We start from the raw sequence: 20,841 nt of genomic DNA on the forward strand, positions 1-20,841 counted from the left end.
GATGCAGCAAACGCCGTTGAAACTACTGATGGTCGAAGACAGCTCGATGGACGCCGAGCTGACCCTGATGCGCCTGGAGCGCAGCGGGCTGCATGTTCAGCCCCAGCTGGAATTCGACCACACGGGCGTTGAACATGCCCTGCGCGAGGCGCGCTACGACCTGATCCTGTGCGACTGCGTGTTGCCGGGGTCGTCCGGCACTGAAGTGCTGGCCATCGCCCAACGTTTGGCCCCGGATACACCCTTCATCTTCCTCTCGGGCATCTACGGCGAAGAGCACGCGGTGGAAATGATCCGCCTCGGCGCCACCGACTATGTGCTGAAAAAGAACCTGCCGTTGCTGCCCAAGGCCGTGCGCCGGGCGCTGACCGAGGTGCAGGAGCGCCAACGCCGACGCCGCGCCGAAGAAGCCCTGGCCGATGTCGAGGCACGTGCACGCATTGCCATCGACGCTGCCGGCATGGGCACCTGGGACCTGCGCCCGCAAGAAGGCCTGCTGCTGTGGGATGACCGCTGCAAGACCCTGTTCGGCCTGCCCACCAGCACCGAAATGAGCCTTGAGGTGTTCCTCGATGGCATCTACCCCGCTGACCTGCCCATGGTGCGCGATGCGGTGGAATACGCCATGCGCCCCGAAAGTGGCGGCCAGTACCGGGTCGAGTTCCGTATCGCGCAACCCAACGGCCTGGAACCGCGCTGGTTGCTCAGCAGTGGCCAGAGCCAGTTCGTCAACGGCCAGTGCGTCCGCTTTTCCGGCGTGCTGCAGGACATCCATACCCAACGCCAGGCCACTCAGGCGTTGCGCCAGCTGAACGAAATGCTCGGCGAGCGCGTAGAGCGCCGCACACGTGAACGCGACCGCGCCTGGGAACTGTCGCAGGACCTGTTGGCCGTCCTGAACAAGGACCTGACCCCGGTCGCGCTGAACCCCGCCTGGGAAGCCAGCGTGGGCTTTTCCCGCGAGCGCCTTAGCCAGTCGTCACTGCTGCACCTGCTGCCCGAGCCTGACCAGGAACTCCTCCTCACCGAACTTGCCGCCCTTGCCCATGGCCGCACCAGCGCGCGCTTCGTCGGCCGCATCCTGCATGCCGGTGGCCAGCAGCGTTGGCTGTCATGGGTAGTGGTACCGGAAGACACCCTGCTGTATGTGGTGGCGCGGGATATCACCAGCGAGCGCGAAGCGGCCCTGGGCCTGGCCGAGGCCAACGCCCGCCTGCGCGAGCAGATCGACGAGCGCGAACGCATCGAAGCGGCACTGCAGCAGATGCAACGGCTGGAAGCCGTCGGCCAGCTGACCGCCGGCGTGGCGCACGACTTCAACAACCTGCTGACGGTGATCCTCACTGGCGCCAGCTTTCTCGAGCGCGACCTGGCCAAGGCCGACCTGGACAAGGCGCGCACACGTCTCACGCATATCCGCGAAGCGGGCGAGCGCGGTGCCAAGCTGACGTCGCAACTCCTGGCCTTCTCACGCCGCCAACGCCTGGAGCCGGTGCCACTCAACCTCAACCGCACGCTGACCGGCCTCGAGGAGCTGTTGCGCCGGACCTTGGGTGGCAACGTCTCGGTGCGACTGGACCTGGACCCGCGCCTGTGGCAGGCGCTGACCGACCCGACCCAGACCGAAATGATCATCCTCAACCTGGCGATCAACGCCCGCGATGCGATGCCGGATGGTGGTCAGCTGACACTGGCCACCCACAACACCTGCATCGACACCCGCCCGCAGCGCCCGGAAGACCCGGAACCCGGTGAGTACGTGATGCTCAGTATCCGCGACACCGGCAGCGGCATGAGCGAAGAGGTGCTGGCCAAGGTATTCGAGCCGTTCTTCACCACCAAGGATATCGGCAAAGGCTCCGGCCTGGGCCTGGCGCAAGTGTTTGGTTTTGCCAAGCAGTCCGGCGGGGGCGTGCGTATCGACACCGCGCCAGGCCGCGGCACCGAGGTGGCGGTGTACCTGCCGGCGGTGAAGGGTGAGATGGCCAGTGAACCTGCAGCGGCGCAGCCCAGCCAACCGATCTGCGAAAGTGGCCATGACCGCACCGTGCTGCTGGTAGACGACGACCACCTGGTGCGCGACATGCTCGGCGATGTGTTGCGCCAATATGGATATCAGGTACGCCAGGCGCACAGCGGCGAGCAGGCGTTGGCGCTGCTGGATGACGAGATCGACCTGCTGCTTACCGATTTCGCCATGCCAGAATTCAATGGGGCGCAACTCGCGCTGGCAGCCCGCGAGCGCTACCCGCGCTTGCCTGTTGTGTTTCTGACCGGGTATGCGGAATTGCAGGGGCTGGAATTGCCGGGCAGCGTGGTGATGCAGAAGCCGGTGCAGGCCGATGAATTGGCACGGGCGCTGAACGAGATGCTGGGCGTTGCTGGCTTGATCGGCTAATCAGCAGGCCGCTTTTCCCACTGGAGGTTGCGCTTCCTTGGGAGGCGGCCTCGCCCTCAACGTATGCACGTTGCTATTGGGAGCATTGGCACTGGCGGGTCAACGTCGCAATTGAACCTGCAGAAACGAAAAAACCCAGAACCTGTCAAATCAGGCACCGGGCATAGACGTTTGAAACTGGAAAATGGCAGGGGCGGCTGGATTCGAACCAACGCATGGCAGGATCAAAACCTGCTGCCTTACCGCTTGGCGACGCCCCTGTATCGGATGCAGCTTTTGCTGCTCTGACAATTCCAACTTTCTGACAACCGCTTATTTGCTTGTTGTCTTGGAATGCGCGGCACTTTAACAACAAAGATCCGGTCTGTGAACCCCCCTGATGAAAAAAATTGCCAAAAAACAGCGGCTTAGTCATTTGGCCGCTCACGGCACGACCATCCGTCGCTTTCCTTCCGCTTCGCTTCAACACAATCGGTTTATTTCCTTCCAATCAGATGAGCGTACTGCATTGACCAAGGAGGACCCTATGCCTGTCTCACACGACCTCTACCAAGACCTGCACTACCCCCGCGAAATCGTCCAGCAGCGCCGTCAGCAGGACAAGACCCTGGACCGCCTGCTGGACGAATACGTGGACATCGACAACCAGGTGCTGGCCGCCGAGTCGATCTCGGCCGGCAACTTCGTTGACGAGGACCTGCGCCACCTGAAGGAGCGTCGTCTGGCGGTGAAATACATGATCGAGAACCAGCTGGAGCGCAAGGCATAGCCCAGACAGGCACGACAGGCTGCCAGACCTATCGCAAGAAGTGATGATTGCCGGGCACTTTCTCTATTAGTCAAAATGGCCGCCCTGGGGCAAGCTGCATGCTGCCCCGCCATCGCCCAAGGAGCTTTGCTTTTGCCTGCCTGGATCCCTACCCCGCTGCGCCAGCTTGGCCAACGCCTGCGCGGCACCGCCAATCAACAGAGCGAACTGCTCGGCTGGTTCGAGGACAAAGCGCACAGCCGCGGTTATCAGCTGAGTGACGGCCAGCGGCGGGTGATCCACTGCATGGCCGAACAACTGGCGCAGCTTGAACAAGGCCAACCCCGCAGCCTGTACCTGTTCGGCTCGGTTGGTCGCGGTAAAAGCTGGCTGCTCGATGGGTTTTTCCAGGCCGTGCCGATAGCCGCCAAGCTGCGCCTGCATTTTCATGACTTTTTCGCCCGCCTGCACCAGGGGATGCACCGCCATCGGGCGCTGGACGACGCGCTGGGCGCAACGCTGGACGAGCTGGTGGGCGATTGCCGGGTGCTGTGCTTCGACGAATTCCACGTGCATGACATCGGCGATGCCATGCTGCTCACCCGGCTGTTCAAGGCCTTGTTCAGCCGTGGCGTATACCTGCTGGTGACCTCGAACTACGCGCCCGAAGGGTTGTTGCCCAACCCGCTGTACCACGAGCGTTTTCTGCCGGTCATTCGCCTGATCAACAGCTCGATGCAAGTGCTTGAAGTTGGTGGCGACACCGATTTTCGCAGTTTGCCGGCCAACCGCGAGCATCAGCGTTTTACCCAGGGCCAATATGTCTGGCCGGGCGATGCAGCGCAGCGCCGGGCGCTGAACGTGCCGGACGAACAACCGGTGATACTGGAGGTGAACAACCGCCCGCTGCGGGCGCTGGCCATTGATGGCCGGCGGGTGATGCTTGGCTTTGACGACCTGTGCGAAAAAGCCACCGCGGTCATCGACTACCTGGTGCTGGCCAGGGAGTATGACGAGTGGATCATCGACGGGCTGGACGATCTGTCCGCGTGTTCGCTGGCGGCTCAGCAGCGCTTCGTCAACCTGGTAGACGTGCTGTATGACCAGGACCGGCGGGTGGTTGTCATAGGTAAACATCCGCTGGAAGAGAGCCTGGGCGGCCCACTGGCCGACCTGATGCGTACCCGCAGCCGCTTGGGGCAGCTGCACCCGCTCGGTCCGGGCTGATGCGAATCATGAGCGTTGTTGAATAGGCAACTGTCAGTTTTGCCAGCAGACAGTCCAGCGACTAAGCCCTGTAATGGAGGCTCACTCACGAAGGGCCTTTATCATGATCTCGAGACAAGAAGCATGGACCCGTATTGATCTTCAACTGCCTGATGACATCCGAAACGAAATCGTCTATCGCCCGCCGTATCTGGTAGAGGGTTTTTTCTACAGTTGCTGGGCCTCGCGGGACAGTCAGGGTGAACCCACAACGGTAGTTACCAAGCTTACGCCCGATGGCAGGGCAGTCGAGGCATTTGGCGACAACGGCACCGTACGCATCCCTATGCCAGGGGAATGGGGCGACTACTTCTGCTTCGTTGTCGACGGCGAACACCTCCTTTGCGGTGTAGCGCTTCGGAGCTCCGATAACTTTGCCATTTTCCGCCTGAACAAGGCGTCAGGCGCCATGGATATCGATTTCGGCCACCAGGGATATAAAATACATCCTTATCCAGTCGAGCCGGACGACACCTCAGAGGCAGCCCAGCCAAGGCTTGATGGTGCTGAGGGTTATGCGGGCAGCGTGCCGCAATTCCCGGATGGCAAACTCCGCCAGATGGTCAACTCCGGGCTCGCACAGTTCGATATGCAAGGCAATCTGGATACCTCCTTCAATGAAGTAGGTATGCGCAGGCACTTCCGTTGGCAAGGCCGCGCGCTACAGACACTTGCCGTAAACGCCCGTTACCGCGGTACTGAACATGCTGGCTTCCATTATTGCGGCGACCACCGCGTGGGCGGTGATGAAACGCAGGCATGGGTTGGAGCATGCGACAAGAACGGCGCCGTGTTATCGGGCTTTGCCGAGCAAGGCGTCTGGATTGTCAAACGCCTGCCCGGCCATCCAGATCTCGCTTATATTGCCGTACACGCTACCACTCAAGCCCACGACCGCCTTTATCTGACAGGCAACGCTGGCACCGGCACCAACCAAAGTGGCTTTGTACACTGCCTGAAACTGGACGGCACCGTGGACAATCGCTTCAACGATGGCCAGGCCATCATTTTCAAACGACCTGAATTCGAGCGGACAATCGCATTCGCGCTCACGCCGCATGGCAGCGGCGTCCTGGTGGGCTGCCGCGCGGTGTCCCCAATCGAAGATCAGATGCCAATCGCCATCGTTCGCCTGGACGAAAATGGCCATGTGGATACCGCATTCGGTGACCAAGGCTGGTTGATCACGCCCGAATATCCCGAGCCCTATACCCTGCTCACCTTGACTTACGACGACCAGGAAATCATAGAGCTGAGGGGCAAGGAGTTCATTGCCCGCCACCCCTTGTAACACTTGGCGTCTTGATAGACGGGTGGCCCCGTCGCGCTCCAGCACCATGCGAGCGGGGCTACCGATACTCAGTCAATGCTGGCGTTGATTACCCCGCCCTGGGCAAATCCGCCAGCACCGCTTCGATCTCGCCCAGCACTGCCGGGTCATCCAGGGTCGAAGGCGGCACATAATCCTGCCCATCGGCAATCTTGCGCAGCACCGCCCGCAGAATCTTGCCAGAGCGGGTCTTGGGCAAGCGTTTCACCAACCGCACCTGGTTGAAACAGGCCAGTGGGCCGATCTCATCACGCACACGGCCTACCAGGTCCACCAGCAGCTGAGCTTCGGCAATGCCCTCGCCGTCCTTGAGCACCACCAGCGCCAATGGCACCTGGCCCTTGATCTCGTCGTGCACGCCGATCACCGCGCACTCGGCCACCGCCGGATGGCGCGCCACCAAGTCCTCCATCTCACCCGTGGAAAGCCGATGCCCGGACACGTTGATCACATCATCGGTGCGACCCATGATGTAGACAAAGCCTTCGTCATCCAGATAGCCGCCATCGCCCGTGTGGTAGTAACCCGGATACGTGTGCAGGTAGGCCTGCAGGTAGCGTTCGTGATCACCCCACAGCGTCTGACTGCAACCAGGTGGCAATGGCAGGGCAATCACGATCGCCCCCTGATGGTTAGGCCCGAGCAAGTGGCCTTCGTCATCCAGCACGCGAACGTTGTAGCCAGGCACCGCCCGGTTGCTCGACCCTGGCTTCGCGGCGCTGCCCTCCAACCCGACGCACGGCGCGGTGACCGGCCAGCCGGTCTCGGTCTGCCACCAGTGGTCGTGCACCGGTTTGCCACTTACCCGCTCCAGCCATTCATGGGTGCTGGAATCGAGCTTTTCCCCCGCCAGGAATAGTTGACGCAGCGAGCGGAGGTCATGTTTGCGAATCAGTTCGCCCTCCGGGTCTTCCTTGCGGATGGCGCGCATGGCCGTCGGTGCACAGAACAGCGCGTTGACCTGGTACTGCTCCACCACCCGCCAGTAGGCCGAAGCGTCCGGGGTACGGATCGGCTTGCCTTCGTAGAAGACGGTGGTGCAGCCGCTCATCAACGGCCCGTAGACGATCAGTGAATGGCCGACCACCCAACCGACGTCGGATATGCCCCACCACACATCGCCAGCCTGCATGCCATAGATATGGCGCATGGCATAACACAGCGCCACGGCATTGCCGCCGTTTTCCCGGACGATACCCTTGGGTTTGCCGGTGGTGCCCGATGTGTACATGATGTACAGCGGGTCGCCGGCATCGAGTTCGACTGGCGCCACCGGTTCTGCGCCGGCCAAGGCCGCCTGCCAGTCCAGGTCGCGGCCCGGCAGCAGTTCGGCATGCGCCTGCGGCCGCTGCAGTACCAGCACATTGCGCGGCTGGTGCCGGGCCAGTTGCAGGGCGCGGTCAACCAGCGGCTTATAGGCTATGACCCGATCGAACTCCAGGCCGCACGAAGCCGTCAGCAACAAGGCGGGCCGGGCGTCATCGATGCGCAAGGCCAACTCGTTGGCAGCAAAGCCACCGAACACCACCGAATGCACGGCGCCAATCCGCGCGCAGGCCAGCATCGCCATGGCCGCCTGCGGCACCATGGGCATGTAGATGATCACCCCATCGCCCTTGTTCACCCCCAGCTGGCGCAGCAAACCGGCCAGACGTGCCACCTCGTCGCGTAACTGGTTATAGGTGTAGGCCTGCTGAACGCCGGTCACGGGCGAATCGTAGATCAGCGCCAGCTGCTCGCCCCGCCCCTGTTCTATCTGGTGATCCAGGGCCAGGTAACAGCTGTTGAGGCGGCCATCAGCGAACCAGCGGTGGGTACCGTCGGCGTTGTCTTGCAGGGTCAGGGCAGGCTTGCGGTGCCAGGCCAGGTGTGCGGCCTGTTCCGCCCAAAAAGCGGCAGGGTCGGAAATGGAATGGGCGTAGCTGTGCTGGTAGCTCATAGTGAAAGAAACCCGGTACTTGTTGTTATTGAAGGGCGAACACTGAGTATGGACCGCTACACCCACCCCGCCAGGGGACTAAAGTCACAACCGACCTGCAAATTTGCAGACAAGGCAAAAACGCCCCAGAACGGTGCAAAGCCTCTAGAATAGCCACCCCTTCACACACCGAGCAGCCCATGGACATCGATCAGGCCCGGACCTTCCTGGAAATTGTGCGCTGCGGCAGCCTGGTCGCCGCAGCCGAACGCCTGTTCGTGTCACAAACCGCGATCACCGCACGCGTGCAGCGCCTGGAGCAGCAACTGGGCTGCCAGTTATTCGTGCGTAGCCGCAATGGCGCCAGCCTGACCAGCGATGGCGAAGCGTTCGTCAGTTATGCCAACCAGTTGGTGCAAACCTGGGAAGCCGCGCGCCGCGACCTCCCGTTGCCTGAAGGTTGCCAGCAGGTGCTGCATGTAGGCGGTGAGGTGAGCCTGGGCAACCCGATGATGCTCGACTGGGTAAGTGCCCTGCACCGCGAGTTGCCCAGCCATGCCATCCGCAGCGAGGTCAGCGACGGCGAGTCACTGCTGCGCAAGGTCGAAATGGGTCTGCTGGACGCCGCGCTGGTCTACCAGCCGACCTATGGCCCTGGCTTGCAAGTCGAGCAACTGATGGAAGAAAAGCTGATCCGCGTGCGCCGGGTCGGCCGGCCCGAACCCTACATCTACATCGACTGGGGCGAGGCCTTCCGCCGCCAGCACGACGCGGCCCTGCCCGAATGCGCGCGCCCGGCACTGAGCTTCAACCTCGGCCCGCTGGCCCTGCAGTTCATTCTCGACCAAGGTGGCAGTGGCTACTTCCGCACGCGGGTGGTGCAGGCCTATCTGGACAGCGGTGTGCTCGAGCGGGTACCGCAGGCACCGGAGTTCACCTACCCGACCTTTCTGGTGTACCCACGCAAACGCGACAGCGAAGCCCTGCAACAAGCCTTCGCCATCCTGCGCCGGCTGGTAGCTGCCGGCGCCAGCGACTGGTCACAACGCTGGGACCCGGTTGCCTGAATCCTCAGCCTTGCTGAGCAACTGGCGCTTGAGGCCGGCCACCAGGTCGGTCTGGGTGACCACCCCCACCAGCTTGCCGGCATCAAGCACCGGCAGGCAATGCAGGCCTTGCTCGCACAACAACGGCAGCAGGCGCTCCAGCGGGTGCTGGCTGCTGACGCTGACCACTCGCCGGCTCATGACCTGCTCCATGCGCACCGCCTTGCGACCGAACAGCCCGCGCCAGCTGAAACGGGCACGTTGCATGGCCGGGCCAACCAGATCGCTGAGGCTTACGATGCCCACCAGCTTGCCCTCCTGCAGGACCGGCAGGGTTTTCAGGTGATGGCTGGCGAGCATTTTCCAGGCCTGCTCCAGGGTGGTGTCGGGGCTGGCGAATTGCACATCGCGGGACATCACCGATGCAGCGGTGATACCGCCCAGGCTGCGCTGCAAGGCGTGCTGTTCGGTAGCCAGGATGATGCGCTCCAACTCGTCACGGGTGACGTCGACAAACTCGCCCAGTTCTTCCAGTGCCTGGTCCAGGTCTTCACTGCTGACGCCTACCCGTTCACTGGGCAGCGGGTCATGGGTGTGGTGCAGGTCTTTGCGCGGCACTGTGCCTTTCGGGTAGCGCACGCCGGTCAGGCGGTTGTAGACCATGGCCACCACCACCAGGACCAGGGCATTGAGCAATACCGGTTCCAGCAGGTGGTCACCCATGGCGGTCAGGCCCGAGTCGGCCAGCACCGCACTCACCGCCACCCCGCCACCTGGCGGGTGCAGGCAGCGCAGCAGGCACATTACCAGCAGCGAGATGCCCAGGGCGGCGGCGGCCACCCACAGCTCGGGGCCAAAACCCTGGCGCATGGCAAGGCCGACCGCACCGGCAAGGGCGTAGCTGCCCAGTACTGGCCAGGGTTGCGCCAGCGGGCCGGAGTGCACGGCAAACACCAGCACCGCCGAGGCCGCCAACGGGCCGAGCAGGTGCAGGGCAATGCCGGGCCCATAGGCCATGCTGGTCAACCAGCCTGCGAGAAACAGACCAAGCAGCGCGCCGATGCCAGCACGCAGCCATTCTTTTGGGGCGGTATTAAGGGGCGCCGGCAACAGCCGCTGCAGACGTTTTTCGGAACGCGAGGCAGACATTCGGGGATTCGGGATCTGTCGTTTTTCTGGTTAAAAAGGAAGCCCAGCCGAGCCGGCCTGGGCCTGATATTGCGCATGCAATATCACAAGGGGCTCCGTCCGTGGAGAGATGGAAACCGCAGGGTTTCATGGGGGGATTTTGCCGGGTGGGTCAGGATTGGGCCAATTCAAAAAAATGCGCCTGTACTGCAATTTTTTTGCAGTGCTGATAGGGCGACCCGGGTTTTATCGAACCTTGCGCGGCAGGTCGATGCTTACCCGCAACCCGCCAAGGGGGCCTTCCTGCAGCGCCAACTGCCCACCCCAGGCCTCGACGATATCGCGCACGATACCCAGCCCCAGGCCATGCCCGTCAACCTGCTCATCCAGCCGCGACCCTCGCTCCAGCACCTGCTGCCGCTGCCCCTCGGGGATACCCGGTCCATCATCATCGACCCACAGCCGGTACCCACCGGCATCCGCCGCAAGCCCCAGGCGCACCTCGCTGTCAGCCCACTTGCAGGCGTTGTCCAGCACGTTGCCCAGCAGCTCCAGAACGTCCTCCCGATCCCAGGGCAACAACAGCCCCGGCGGCACATCACTGGCCAGCAGCAGGCCCTCGCCATGGATCATGCCCAAGGTCCCGAGCAGCCCGGGCAACTCCGCATCACAATCGAACTGCGCCCCTGGCAACGCATCTCCCGCCAGGCGGGCACGGTTCAACTCGCGGGCCAGGCGTTGCTGAATCTGCTCCAGCTGCTCACGCATCTGCTCACGCACCTGCGGCAAATCCTTGAGCCGGTCGCTCGACGCCAGGCTCAACAGCACCGCCAGCGGCGTCTTCAGCGCGTGGCCAAGGTTGCCCAGGGCATTTCGCGAACGGCGCAGGCTATCTTCCGTGTGGCTGAGCAAATGGTTGATCTGCCCCACCAGCGGCGCCAGCTCGCTGGGCACTTCGGCATCCAGCTGCGAACGCTGGCCTTGTTGCAACTGGGCGATCTGCTGGCGTGCCCGCTCAAGGGGCCGCAGCGAGCGGGTCACGGTAATGCGCTGCAGCACCAGCACCAGTACCAGCGCGACCAGGCCCATGCCCAGGCCGATCTGCTGCAGGCGCCGGAACCCTTCACGGACCGGCGAATAGTCCTGCGCCACGCTGATCGAGATGTCCTGGCCCAGGCGCCGGTAGTCAGCGCGCAACGCCAGAAGTTGCTGCCCTTCCGGGCCGAGTTCATGGCTGTCGGAAAGGCCCGGTGCCGCGGGTTTGGGCATATCCAGGTCCCACAGCGAACGTGAACGCCAGGTGCCTTTGTCGAAATCGATGCGGAAGTAGTAACCGGAAAACGGCCGCTGATAAGCCGCCGAGATACGCCGCTCGTCCAGTTGCAGGCCGGACGGACCGCGCACCAGTGCCACCAGCAGGTTCTCGCTTTCCTTGCGCAGGCCGTTTTCCAGGTAACGTTGCAGGCCGGCTTCGAACAGCCACAAGGTCAGTTGCGCCAGCACCACGCCAACCACCACCAGTACCGCCACCAGGCCCAGGCTCAGGCGCGCCTGGATCGACTTCACGCGCCGCTCCCCGCGTAGATGTAGCCTTGCCCACGGCGGGTTTCGATAACACTGCGGCCCAGCTTGCGGCGCAAGTGGTTGACGTGTACTTCCAGCACGTTGGAATCACGCTCGGTTTCGCCGTCGTAGAGGTGTTCGGCGAGGTGGCTCTTGGACAGGATCTGCTGCGGGTGCAGCATGAAGTAGCGCAACAAGCGGAACTCGGCGGCTGTCAACTGGATGTCCACACCGTCGCGGCTTACGCATTGGCGGCCCTCGTCCAGGTGCAGGCCGGCCGCCTCCAGCCTTGGCTGATTGGCCAGGCCACGGGCACGGCGCAACAAGGCCTGTATGCGCAGTTGCAGCTCTTCAGGGTGGAAGGGCTTGCTAAGGTAATCGTCCGCCCCGGCCTTGAGCCCTTCGATACGCTCAGCCCATGAGCCGCGCGCAGTCAGGATCAGCACCGGCGTGGCCAGGCCGGCGGCGCGCCACTGGGCCAGTACGTCCAGGCCCGGCAAGCCCGGCAAGCCGAGGTCGAGGATGATCAGGTCATAAGGCTCGCTCTGGCCCTGGTAAACCGCGTCACGGCCGTCGGCCAGCCAGTCCACCGCGTAGCCTTGGCGTTGCAGGCCGGCGATCAGTTCATCGGCCAGCGGTACGTTGTCCTCGACAAGCAACAGGCGCATTCAGTCGTCTTCCTCGTCTTTGAGCAGGGCGCCGGTGCTGGCGTCGAGTTTGATTTCGCGCACCACACCTTCAGTCGTCAGCAACTCGACTTCATATTCGTAGCGGTCGTCGTCCTCTTCCAGCTCGGCTTCCAGCAAACGCGCCCCGGGGTAACGCCCCAGGGCGGTTTCCAGCAACTGTTCGAGTGGCAGGATGACGCCCTTCTGCCGCAGCTTCAGGGCTTCGTCCTGGTCGAGGTCGCGGGCAGCGGCGAGCGAGCACACTGCCAGCAGCGCCAGCGCGAGGTAACGCGCCGGCCGCGGTAAGTGGATCATCAGTTGTCCCGCTCGTCCTTCAGCACTTCACCGGTCTTGGCGTCCAGGGCCACGTCCCATTCGACGTTCTGCGTATCGCGCAGCTCGACCTTGTAGATGTAACGGCCATACTCGTCTTCCAGCTCGGAATCGGTCACGGTGGCGCCTGGGTGCTTGGCCACGGCAGCGGCCTTGAGGCCATCCAGCGACATGATGGTCTTGGCATTCACCAGTTTGACCACTTCGTCGGGCTGCACGTCCTTGGCGAAGGCGGCATTGGCACCCAGGGCAAGGGCGGCGGCGGTGAACAGGGCAGTCAAGGTTTTCATCGTTCTTCTCTCCTGAGAACTGTGCAAGTTGTCTACGGGGTTAAGATTAACCAGCAGTCCTTAATTCAACCTGAAAACAGCTGGCGGCATGATAGCGCAGGTCAACGTGGCAGCGGGCTTGCCGGCGATGTGCCCGTCAAACCCTTTACAATGACCAGCTCGTCAGCCAAGAGGTCCCTCATGAGCGCCATCCACATCAAATACCCCGCCCTCACCTTCAAGGCCGGCGAGCGTGCGCTGCGGCAGGTCCGCCAGCGTGGCCTGCAGGCGGCGGATGTGGGGGTATTGCCGGGCGCTGCGGGCGGACCGAAACCACTGGGTATTCAGGGCCTGGACCTCGCCCTGTTTGGTGAATTCCTGCCGACGGCACCGCGCCAACGCGCCCTGATCGGCGCCTCGATCGGCGCCTGGCGCTTCGCCAGTGCTTGCCTTGACGACCCAGTCGCCGGGATTCGCCGGCTGGGCGAGTTGTATACCGAACAAGACTTCGCCAAGGGCGTGACCCCGGCCGAAATCAGCCGCAGTTGCCAACGCATGCTCGATGACCTGCTGCAAGGCCGCGACAACCAGCTGCTGGCCAACCCGCATTACCGCCTCAACATTCTGGTGGTGAAGAGCCACGGCCAACTTGCCCACGACCATCGCGGTCGGCTGGGCCTTGGCCTGGGTTCGGTGGTGGCCAGCAACTTGTTAGGCCGCTCCCGCCTGGCCCGCCACTTCGAGCGCATCATCCTGCACGACGGTCGCAGCGCACCACCGCTCGACGCCCTCACCGACTTTCCTTCGCGCTGCCTGCCGCTGGACCTGGCCAACCTGCGCCACGCCCTGCTCGCCTCGGGTTCGATTCCCATGGTCATGGAAGGGGTAAAGGACATCCCCGGCGCAGGTGCTGGCACCTACCGCGACGGCGGCCTGCTCGACTACCACCTCGACCTTCCCTATCGCGGCGACGACCTGGTGCTGTACCCGCACTTCACCGACAAGGTGGTGCCCGGCTGGTTCGACAAGGCGCTGCCCTGGCGCAAGGGCAATGCCACCCGCCTGCAGAACGTGCTGCTGATGACCCCCTCGCCGCAGTACCTGGCCGCCCTGCCCTACGGCAAGCTGCCCGACCGCAACGACTTCAAGCGCTTCATGGGCGATGCGCCAGCGCGCAAGCGCTATTGGTACAAGGCCATTGCCGAAAGCCAGCGGCTGGGGGACGAACTGCTCGAACTGATCGCCACCGGGCGGCTGCATGAACGCCTGCAAGCCTTGTAGCGGCCATGTCACATGGCCTACCGTTAATTGGAAAGCTTGCAGTACCTCTGTACCGACTGCAGGCCAGATCGCGTGGTCGGCGCAGATGCAAAAAGCCCAGCGGGAGGCTGGGCTTTGGGCTACCAAGTGGAGTGATCGCTCACATTTTGCATTTGGCGATACTGAATTCCTCAGACTTTGCTGAGCGAATCACATCCTTCTGCTCGTCGATGGCAGCCATTGCAGCCATGCGATACACAGATCGCCTCTCCTCCACGGACCCGTGGCGGAAAAACTCAGACATAGTCGATGCCTCATAGGGCTTGGTCGACACGCCTGCTACCTTTTCGCCTTTCATTGGGATTCTCCGTTCAAAACACGCTGAAGCTCAAGGTGATCATAGGGCTGGTTGACAAATGCGTCAATTTCGCTAGCTGAAAGGTCGATACCGATGTCACTGTTGCTTCCATCGTTATCCTTGATGATCACATCTACCTGCAGCCTGCCATCAAATTCACGTTTCAGCGCACATACCGACACCTTGGCCGCGTAAAACTGTCTTACAAATTCCGAGCACGGGATGTGCCTTCCGTCCTTCTTCTCTCTCGCCAGAACAAACTCCCAAGCAAGCTCAGGTCGCTGGTACACGTAGATAACCTGGGCGGACCTGTTCACTTTTTCAAGCGCGCGAGCGATGTTTCTTCTTCCCACATCAAGGTTGGCGAGGGTGCCATCCAACAGAAAGGACTGCCGCTGCTTGTACACCTGATCCAGGGTTCTCTCGACAAACGTGGTTACCCCGCGCTGGAAAAGGCTGGAATTCTTTCCGTTGTAGTCGGGAAAATACCCCCTGAAATCGTCAGGATCGATACGTAGCGCACGAGATCCTGCGGACTGCATGTGCCCGATGAAAGCTCTTGAAACCTCGGTTTTCCCAGCGCCAGGAGATCCTGCCATAAAAACTGACACCGGGTATTCATCCGCCGGATAGGTTTCGAGGCAAGTCAGTTCACGAGCGATGCGCGTGCGATTCTCTTTTGCGAACTGCAGAGCACGGTCAGAAACTTCCTGTTCTTCTTGGGTCATTTCTCAGTCCTTTTGACGATCGGAAAATGTACCAACGTGCAAGGGCTGACCGTCCATATAGGAGACACCCACACCACCTGCAGAACACCTCGACCACTTCCTGCGCCTCGACAGGTTGCTGCACTTGACGAGGATAGGCCGGCACACCGCCCATCGCGGATTCCGTAAGGCCACATTCCCAAAACAGGTTAAGATACGCGCAATTCGATTGCCCGGCGCCAGCGACGACCAATCAGTACATTGAGCAGCCCACTGAGATAGCAGTTTCTGCCCAACCCCTTATCCCACCAGCTTATACAGGTCCACCAGTGGAAATCTTCAAGGAATTCACATTCGAATCGGCCCACCGCCTGCCTCACGTCCCTGAAGGGCACAAATGCGGCCGTTTGCATGGCCACTCGTTCAAGGTCGGCCTGCACCTGACCGGCCCGCTCGACCCGCACACCGGCTGGATCCGCGACTTCGCCGAGGTCAAGGCGATCTTCAAGCCTATCTATGATCAGCTGGACCACAACTACCTGAACGACATCCCCGGCCTGGAAAACCCCACCAGCGAAGTGATCGCCAAGTGGATCTGGGATCAGGTCAAGCCGCTGATGCCGGAGCTGTCAAAGGTGCGTATTCATGAAACCTGCACCAGCGGTTGTGAATATACCGGCGACTGACCTGGTGGCGTTGGCTTCAAGGCCTGTCCAACGCCTGTGTCAGCCCTGCGCGCTGCCCATGGCATCGCGCAGGAAGCTGGGGGCGATGTAGCGCTGGTAGTGCGCCTCGGACAGCAAGAAGAACTCGCGGTCGATGGCATCGCGCAGTTGCGGCAGGTCCCAACCGCGAAATTCCGGCAGCAGCGCCATGCCGTAGGCCTCCAGATCACGGATCATCCGCGCCCCGCGGGCGATCAGCTGGTAGGCCCAGCAATACTCGGACTGCTGCTCGACAAAGCGGATCGAGCGCTGCTCCAGCTGCTGGCGCAGCAGGCCTTTGTCGAACACCTCAAGCTTGGCCATCATCACCTGTACCAGCAACTGCTCAAGGCGCAGCCACACTGCGCGCTTTTGCGCGTCGTCGTAGCCGTTCCAATTGATCACTTCGTGGTGAAAACGCTTGCAGCCACGGCACACCGTGTCTCCGTACACCGTGGAGCACAGGCCGACGCAAGGGGTTTTGATGGACTTGTTGGACATGAAAAACAACGGCTTGGCGGTGGCACAAGGACCCATGTTAGCCCTTTGTCTAACCAGGGTCACCCGTTAAAGTCATCTTCTGCGCCTTACTTTCAGGCTTTTTTTGCCGTAGAATCATCCCGCCTTTTCAAAGGCAACAATGTCCGTTGGAAGCTGTTTTCAAAGCGTCACGAGCACAGTTGATCCGGTAGAACGGCGTTGGCCCGGGCCATGCACCCCTCGCATGCCCGAGCCAGCCCTCATCAGCCCCCCGTTCTGCAGGCGTAAAACTTTGAAAGCAGCTTCTGTAAGGATTCTTTGCGACCCTGGCTGGGCGGCCCACAAAGCCGTGGCAGCGCATGGGTGCATCGAATGCTGGATAAGCGTCCCGGACCCCCTTTAGGGACCACTGATGAGGGAAATAACTGTGCTTGAAGCCTACCGCAAACACATCGAAGAGCGCGCCGCCCTGGGTATCGTGCCCCAGCCGCTGAACGCCGAACAAACTGCAGGCCTGGTCGAGCTGCTGAAAAACCCGCCGGCCGGCGAAGAAGCCTTCCTCGTAGACCTGATCACCAACCGCGTACCACCAGGGGTCGACGAAGCTGCCTACGTCAAGGCCGCTTTCCTCTCCGCCGTCGCCAAGGGCGAAGCCACGTCGCCACTGATCGACCGCAAGCACGCTGCCGAGCTGCTGGGCACCATGCAGGGCGGCTACAACATCGAAACGCTGGTAGCGCTGCTGGATGACGCCGAACTGGGCGCCGTCGCGGCCGAGCAGCTCAAGCACACCCTGCTGATGTTCGATGCCTTCCACGACGTGGCTGAAAAAGCCAAGGCCGGCAACGCGCACGCCAAGGCCGTTATGGAATCGTGGGCTGCCGGCGAGTGGTTCACCTCGCGTCCGGCCATTGCCGACAAGTACACCCTGACCGTGTTCAAGGTGCCAGGCGAAACCAACACCGACGACCTGTCGCCTGCCCCGGACGCCTGGTCGCGCCCTGACATCCCGCTGCACGCCCTGGCCATGCTGAAAATGGCCCGCGACGGCATCGAGCCGTCGCAGCCAGGTTCGGTCGGCCCGCTGGCCCAGATCGAAGCGGTCAAGGCCAAGGGCTTCCCGGTTGCCTACGTGGGTGACGTGGTCGGTACCGGTTCCTCGCGTAAATCCGCCACCAACTCGGTGCTGTGGTTCTTCGGCGACGACATCCCGTACGTGCCGAACAAGCGCGCCGGTGGCTTCTGCTTCGGCACCAAGATCGCCCCGATCTTCTACAACACCATGGAAGACGCTGGCGCCCTGCCGATCGAATTCGACTGCACCAACCTGGGCATGGGCGACGTCATCGACGTCTACCCGTTCAAAGGTGAAGTACGCCGCCACGAAAGCGATGAGCTGGTTACCACCTTCGAACTGAAAACCGAAGTACTGCTGGACGAAGTTCGCGCTGGCGGCCGTATCCCGCTGATCGTAGGCCGTGGCCTGACCGAAAAGGCCCGCGCCGAGCTGGGCCTGGGTGCTTCCGACCTGTTCAAGAAGCCAGAGCAGCCTGCCGACACCGGCAAAGGCTTCACCCTGGCACAGAAAATGGTCGGCCGCGCTTGCGGCCTGCCAGAAGGCCAGGGCGTGCGCCCAGGTGCCTACTGCGAGCCGAAGATGACCACCGTCGGTTCCCAGGACACCACTGGCCCGATGACCCGCGACGAGCTGAAAGACCTGGCATGCCTGGGCTTCTCTGCCGACCTGGTAATGCAGTCGTTCTGCCACACCGCGGCCTATCCGAAGCCAATCGACGTCACCACCCACCACACCCTGCCAGACTTCATCCGCACCCGTGGCGGCGTGTCGCTGCGCCCGGGCGACGGCATCATCCACAGCTGGCTGAACCGCATGCTGATGCCTGACACCGTGGGTACTGGTGGCGACTCGCACACCCGCTTCCCGATCGGTATTTCGTTCCCGGCCGGTTCCGGCCTGGTAGCCTTCGCCGCTGCCACCGGCGTCATGCCGCTGGACATGCCAGAGTCGATCCTGGTGCGCTTCAAGGGCAAACTGCAACCAGGCATCACCCTGCGTGACCTGGTACACGCCATCCCTTACTACGCCATCCAGAAGGGCCTGCTGACCGTCGAGAAGAAAGGCAAGAAAAACGCCTTCTCCGGCCGTATCCTGGAAATCGAAGGCCTGGACGAACTGACCGTCGAGCAAGCCTTCGAGCTGTCCGACGCTTCGGCCGAGCGCTCCGCTGCCGGTTGCACCATCAAGCTGCCAGAGAAGGCTATTGCCGAGTACCTGCAGTCCAACATCACCCTGCTGCGCTGGATGATCGGCGAAGGCTACGGCGATGCCCGCACCCTGGAGCGTCGCGCCCAGGCCATGGAAGCCTGGCTGGCCAAGCCTGAGCTGCTGTCGGCCGACGCCGATGCCGAATACGCCGAAATCATCGAAATCGACCTGGCCGACGTCAAAGAGCCTGTGCTCTGCGCGCCGAACGACCCGGACGATGCCCGCCTGCTGTCCTCGGTACAGGGCGAGAAGATCGACGAAGTGTTCATCGGTTCGTGCATGACCAACATCGGTCACTTCCGCGCGGCCGGCAAGCTGCTGGACAAGGTCAAGGGCGGTATCCCGACCCGTCTGTGGCTGGCTCCGCCAACCAAGATGGATGCTCACCAGCTGACCGAAGAAGGCTACTACGGCATCTACGGCAAGGCCGGTGCGCGCATGGAAATGCCAGGCTGCTCGCTGTGCATGGGTAACCAGGCACGTGTGCAGACCGGTTCGACCGTGGTTTCCACTTCGACCCGTAACTTCCCGAACCGCCTGGGCGACGCTACCAACGTGTACCTGGCATCGGCCGAGCTGGCTGCTGTTGCCTCGATCATCGGCAAACTGCCGACCGTCGAAGAGTACATGCAGTACGCGAAAGACATCGACAGCATGGCTGCCGACGTTTACCGCTACCTGAGCTTCGACCAGATCGCCGAGTTCCGCGAGGCGGCAGCCAACGCCAAGATCCCGGTGGTTCAGGCGTAAGCTGAGTTGTAAGGTGTAACAGAAAGCCCCGGCAGCGATGCCGGGGCTTTTTTGTTCGCCCTGTCCCGCCTTCCTGCAGCAGCCTTGATAGGCCTCGCGCTGCTCAGATCACGAACAGATCCACAAACCTGTGCACCGCCATCTGTTCCAGCGTTTGCTGGTCCTTGCACAGTTCGACAATCTGCTGACACCGCTGCCGGGCAAAACGTGTCGCCAGGTTAGCCCTGAACTTGCTCTCCAGCAGTGGTATGCCCTCCCCGCGCCGGCGCCGATGCCCTATCGGGTATTCCACCACCACCTGCTCGGTACTGCTGCCATCCTTGAAGAACACCTGCAGCGCATTGGCGATCGAACGCTTGTCTGGCTCCAGGTACTCACGGCTGAACCGCGGGTCTTCCACCACTTCCATCTTCTCGCGCAAGCGGTCGATGCTCGGGTGGTTGGCATGAAAGGCGTCTTCATATTGCTCGGCTACCAGATGCCCGAAAATCAGCGGCACCGCCACCATGTACTGCAGGCAGTGGTCGCGGTCAGCGGCATTGGCCAGCGGCCCGCTCTTGGAAATGATACGGATTGCCGACTCCTGGGTGGTGATGACGATACGGTCGACTTCGTGCAAGCGGTTACGCACCTTGGGGTGCAGGGTCACCGCCGCCTCGCAGGCCGTCTGGGCGTGGAACTCGGCAGGGAAACTGACCTTGAACAGTACGTTTTCCATCACGTAGCTGCCCAGCGGTTGCGGCAGGCGCAGCTCGTACTGGCCGGCAGGCTTGAGCGCCAGGTCCTTGTTGGTATGGCTGAACGACACATCGTAGAAGCCCCACTGCGGCGCCGTGAGCACACTTGGCACGCCCATCTCGCCGCGCAGGGCGATGTCTGCCAGGCGCACGCCGCGGCTGGAGGCATCGCCTGCAGCCCAGGACTTGCGCGACCCGGCGTTGGGGGCATGGCGGTAGGTGCGCAACGCCTGGCCGTCGACAAAGGCATGGGACAGCGCGCTCAGCATCTGCTCGCGGTTGGCGCCCATCAGCCTCGCGCACACGGCCGTGGAGGCCACCTTGACCAGTATCACATGGTCAAGGCCCACGCGGTTGAAGGCGTTTTCCAGCGCGAGCACGCCCTGGATTTCGTGGGCCATGATCATGGCCTGGAGCACATCACGCATCAGCAGCGGCTGCTCGCCTGCGGCCACATGCTTCTGCGACAGGTGATCGGCGACCGCCAGGATGCCACCGAGGTTGTCCGAGGGGTGGGCCCACTCAGCGGCCAGCCAGGTGTCGTTGTAGTCCAGCCAGCGCACCGTACAGCCAATGTCCCATGCGGCCTTGACCGGGTCTAGGCGGTAAGCAGTGCCGGGAACGCGCGCGCCATTGGGCACCACGGTGCCTTCCACCTGGGGGCCAAGAAGCTTGGTGCACTCCGGGAAGCGCAAGGCCAGCAGCCCACAACCGAGGGTGTCCATCAGGCAGTTGCGCGCAGTGTCCAGGGCCTCGAGGGATTCGACCCGGTAGCCGAGGGCGTAATCGGCCAAGGTTTGCAGCACCCGGTCGTAGTCCGGGCGGTCGTTGAGGTCTACGTTGGCGCTCATATCCAGCTCCCTTCAGAATTGCCGGGGCTGCTGTGCAGCC

Annotated in this window: 18 protein-coding genes and 1 tRNA gene; 8 read left to right on the forward strand and 11 right to left on the reverse strand. The window is 62.4% G+C overall.

Annotated elements, in window-relative coordinates; genetic code table 11:
• The first annotated feature begins 1 nt into the window (after position 1).
• Complete coding sequence (locus tag OO258_RS10755; protein WP_266030323.1) at positions 2 to 2,398, forward strand: response regulator; 2,397 nt, start codon at positions 2 to 4, stop codon at positions 2,396 to 2,398.
• A 185-nt stretch (positions 2,399 to 2,583) separates the two neighbouring features.
• On the opposite strand, the gene OO258_RS10760 is transcribed toward OO258_RS10755, so the two are convergent.
• Positions 2,584 to 2,658, reverse strand: a tRNA-Gln gene (locus OO258_RS10760).
• Positions 2,659 to 2,924: 266 nt separating this feature from the next.
• Between OO258_RS10760 and OO258_RS10765 the strand changes: the two genes are divergently transcribed.
• From OO258_RS10765 to OO258_RS10775, 3 genes are all read left to right on the forward strand, one after another.
• On the forward strand, positions 2,925 to 3,167 hold the full coding sequence (locus tag OO258_RS10765) for a hypothetical protein (protein ID WP_110745032.1): 243 nt from the start codon (positions 2,925 to 2,927) through the stop codon (positions 3,165 to 3,167).
• A 132-nt stretch (positions 3,168 to 3,299) separates the two neighbouring features.
• On the forward strand, positions 3,300 to 4,373 hold the full coding sequence (gene zapE / locus OO258_RS10770) for a cell division protein ZapE (protein ID WP_266030324.1): 1,074 nt from the start codon (positions 3,300 to 3,302) through the stop codon (positions 4,371 to 4,373).
• Positions 4,374 to 4,476: 103 nt separating this feature from the next.
• The gene (locus OO258_RS10775) at positions 4,477 to 5,703 is read left to right on the forward strand and encodes a hypothetical protein (RefSeq protein WP_266030325.1); all 1,227 of its coding nucleotides are present in this window, start codon (positions 4,477 to 4,479) and stop codon (positions 5,701 to 5,703) included.
• A gap of 88 nt (positions 5,704 to 5,791) precedes the next feature.
• Here OO258_RS10775 and OO258_RS10780 read toward each other — a convergent pair whose 3' ends face one another.
• On the reverse strand, positions 5,792 to 7,681 hold the full coding sequence (locus OO258_RS10780; protein WP_266030326.1) for a propionyl-CoA synthetase: 1,890 nt from the start codon (positions 7,679 to 7,681) through the stop codon (positions 5,792 to 5,794).
• A 179-nt stretch (positions 7,682 to 7,860) separates the two neighbouring features.
• Here OO258_RS10780 and OO258_RS10785 point away from each other — a divergent pair, with 179 nt between their 5' ends.
• Positions 7,861 to 8,727 (forward strand): LysR family transcriptional regulator, encoded by an 867-nt coding sequence (locus OO258_RS10785; protein ID WP_266030327.1) that lies wholly within the window; start codon positions 7,861 to 7,863, stop codon positions 8,725 to 8,727.
• Here the strand turns inward: OO258_RS10785 and OO258_RS10790 are convergent.
• The 5 genes from OO258_RS10790 to OO258_RS10810 all read right to left on the reverse strand — a co-directional run bounded on the left by OO258_RS10790 (position 8,701) and on the right by OO258_RS10810 (position 12,688).
• Complete coding sequence (locus OO258_RS10790; protein WP_266030328.1) at positions 8,701 to 9,855, reverse strand: HPP family protein; 1,155 nt, start codon at positions 9,853 to 9,855, stop codon at positions 8,701 to 8,703. The two genes, OO258_RS10785 and OO258_RS10790, sit on opposite strands and share 27 nt — an antisense overlap.
• A 225-nt stretch (positions 9,856 to 10,080) precedes the next feature.
• Positions 10,081 to 11,400, reverse strand: a complete 1,320-nt coding sequence (locus OO258_RS10795; RefSeq protein WP_266030329.1) for a sensor histidine kinase — start codon at positions 11,398 to 11,400, stop codon at positions 10,081 to 10,083.
• Positions 11,397 to 12,065, reverse strand: a complete 669-nt coding sequence (locus OO258_RS10800) for a response regulator transcription factor (RefSeq protein ID WP_266030331.1) — start codon at positions 12,063 to 12,065, stop codon at positions 11,397 to 11,399. Before OO258_RS10800 ends, OO258_RS10795 begins: the two co-directional genes overlap by 4 nt.
• Positions 12,066 to 12,380 carry a PepSY domain-containing protein gene (locus OO258_RS10805; RefSeq protein ID WP_110745024.1) on the reverse strand — a complete coding sequence of 105 codons (315 nt, stop codon included), beginning with the start codon at positions 12,378 to 12,380 and terminating at the stop codon, positions 12,066 to 12,068.
• Complete coding sequence (locus OO258_RS10810) at positions 12,380 to 12,688, reverse strand: PepSY domain-containing protein (RefSeq protein WP_110745023.1); 309 nt, start codon at positions 12,686 to 12,688, stop codon at positions 12,380 to 12,382. Before OO258_RS10810 ends, OO258_RS10805 begins: the two co-directional genes overlap by 1 nt.
• 180 nt (positions 12,689 to 12,868) lie before the next feature.
• Between OO258_RS10810 and OO258_RS10815 the strand changes: the two genes are divergently transcribed.
• Positions 12,869 to 13,948: a patatin-like phospholipase family protein gene (locus OO258_RS10815; RefSeq protein ID WP_266030333.1), complete on the forward strand. Its 1,080-nt coding sequence runs from the start codon at positions 12,869 to 12,871 to the stop codon at positions 13,946 to 13,948.
• 139 nt (positions 13,949 to 14,087) lie between these two features.
• Here the strand turns inward: OO258_RS10815 and OO258_RS10820 are convergent, their stop codons facing one another.
• Positions 14,088 to 14,285, reverse strand: a complete 198-nt coding sequence (locus OO258_RS10820) for a hypothetical protein (protein ID WP_110745021.1) — start codon at positions 14,283 to 14,285, stop codon at positions 14,088 to 14,090.
• Positions 14,282 to 15,013 carry a zeta toxin family protein gene (locus tag OO258_RS10825; RefSeq protein ID WP_266030334.1) on the reverse strand — a complete coding sequence of 244 codons (732 nt, stop codon included), beginning with the start codon at positions 15,011 to 15,013 and terminating at the stop codon, positions 14,282 to 14,284. Before OO258_RS10825 ends, OO258_RS10820 begins: the two co-directional genes overlap by 4 nt.
• 308 nt (positions 15,014 to 15,321) lie before the next feature.
• Here OO258_RS10825 and queD point away from each other — a divergent pair, with 308 nt between their 5' ends.
• Positions 15,322 to 15,678, forward strand: coding sequence for a 6-carboxytetrahydropterin synthase QueD (queD, locus tag OO258_RS10830; RefSeq protein ID WP_003250327.1), 357 nt, complete (start codon positions 15,322 to 15,324; stop codon positions 15,676 to 15,678).
• Between the two features lie 39 nt (positions 15,679 to 15,717).
• Here the strand turns inward: queD and OO258_RS10835 are convergent, their stop codons facing one another.
• Positions 15,718 to 16,197, reverse strand: coding sequence for a DUF1289 domain-containing protein (locus OO258_RS10835; protein ID WP_266030484.1), 480 nt, complete (start codon positions 16,195 to 16,197; stop codon positions 15,718 to 15,720).
• A gap of 406 nt (positions 16,198 to 16,603) precedes the next feature.
• On the opposite strand from OO258_RS10835, the gene acnB reads away from it, so the two are divergent.
• Positions 16,604 to 19,213, forward strand: coding sequence for a bifunctional aconitate hydratase 2/2-methylisocitrate dehydratase (gene acnB, locus OO258_RS10840; RefSeq protein ID WP_110745017.1), 2,610 nt, complete (start codon positions 16,604 to 16,606; stop codon positions 19,211 to 19,213).
• A gap of 103 nt (positions 19,214 to 19,316) precedes the next feature.
• On the opposite strand, the gene prpD is transcribed toward acnB, so the two are convergent.
• Positions 19,317 to 20,801 carry a 2-methylcitrate dehydratase gene (gene prpD, locus OO258_RS10845; RefSeq protein WP_047604059.1) on the reverse strand — a complete coding sequence of 495 codons (1,485 nt, stop codon included), beginning with the start codon at positions 20,799 to 20,801 and terminating at the stop codon, positions 19,317 to 19,319.
• Positions 20,802 to 20,841: the final 40 nt, after the last annotated feature.

Origin of the sequence: Pseudomonas sp. DCB_BI (assembly GCF_026240995.1) — a bacterium.
GTDB lineage: Bacteria > Pseudomonadota > Gammaproteobacteria > Pseudomonadales > Pseudomonadaceae > Aquipseudomonas.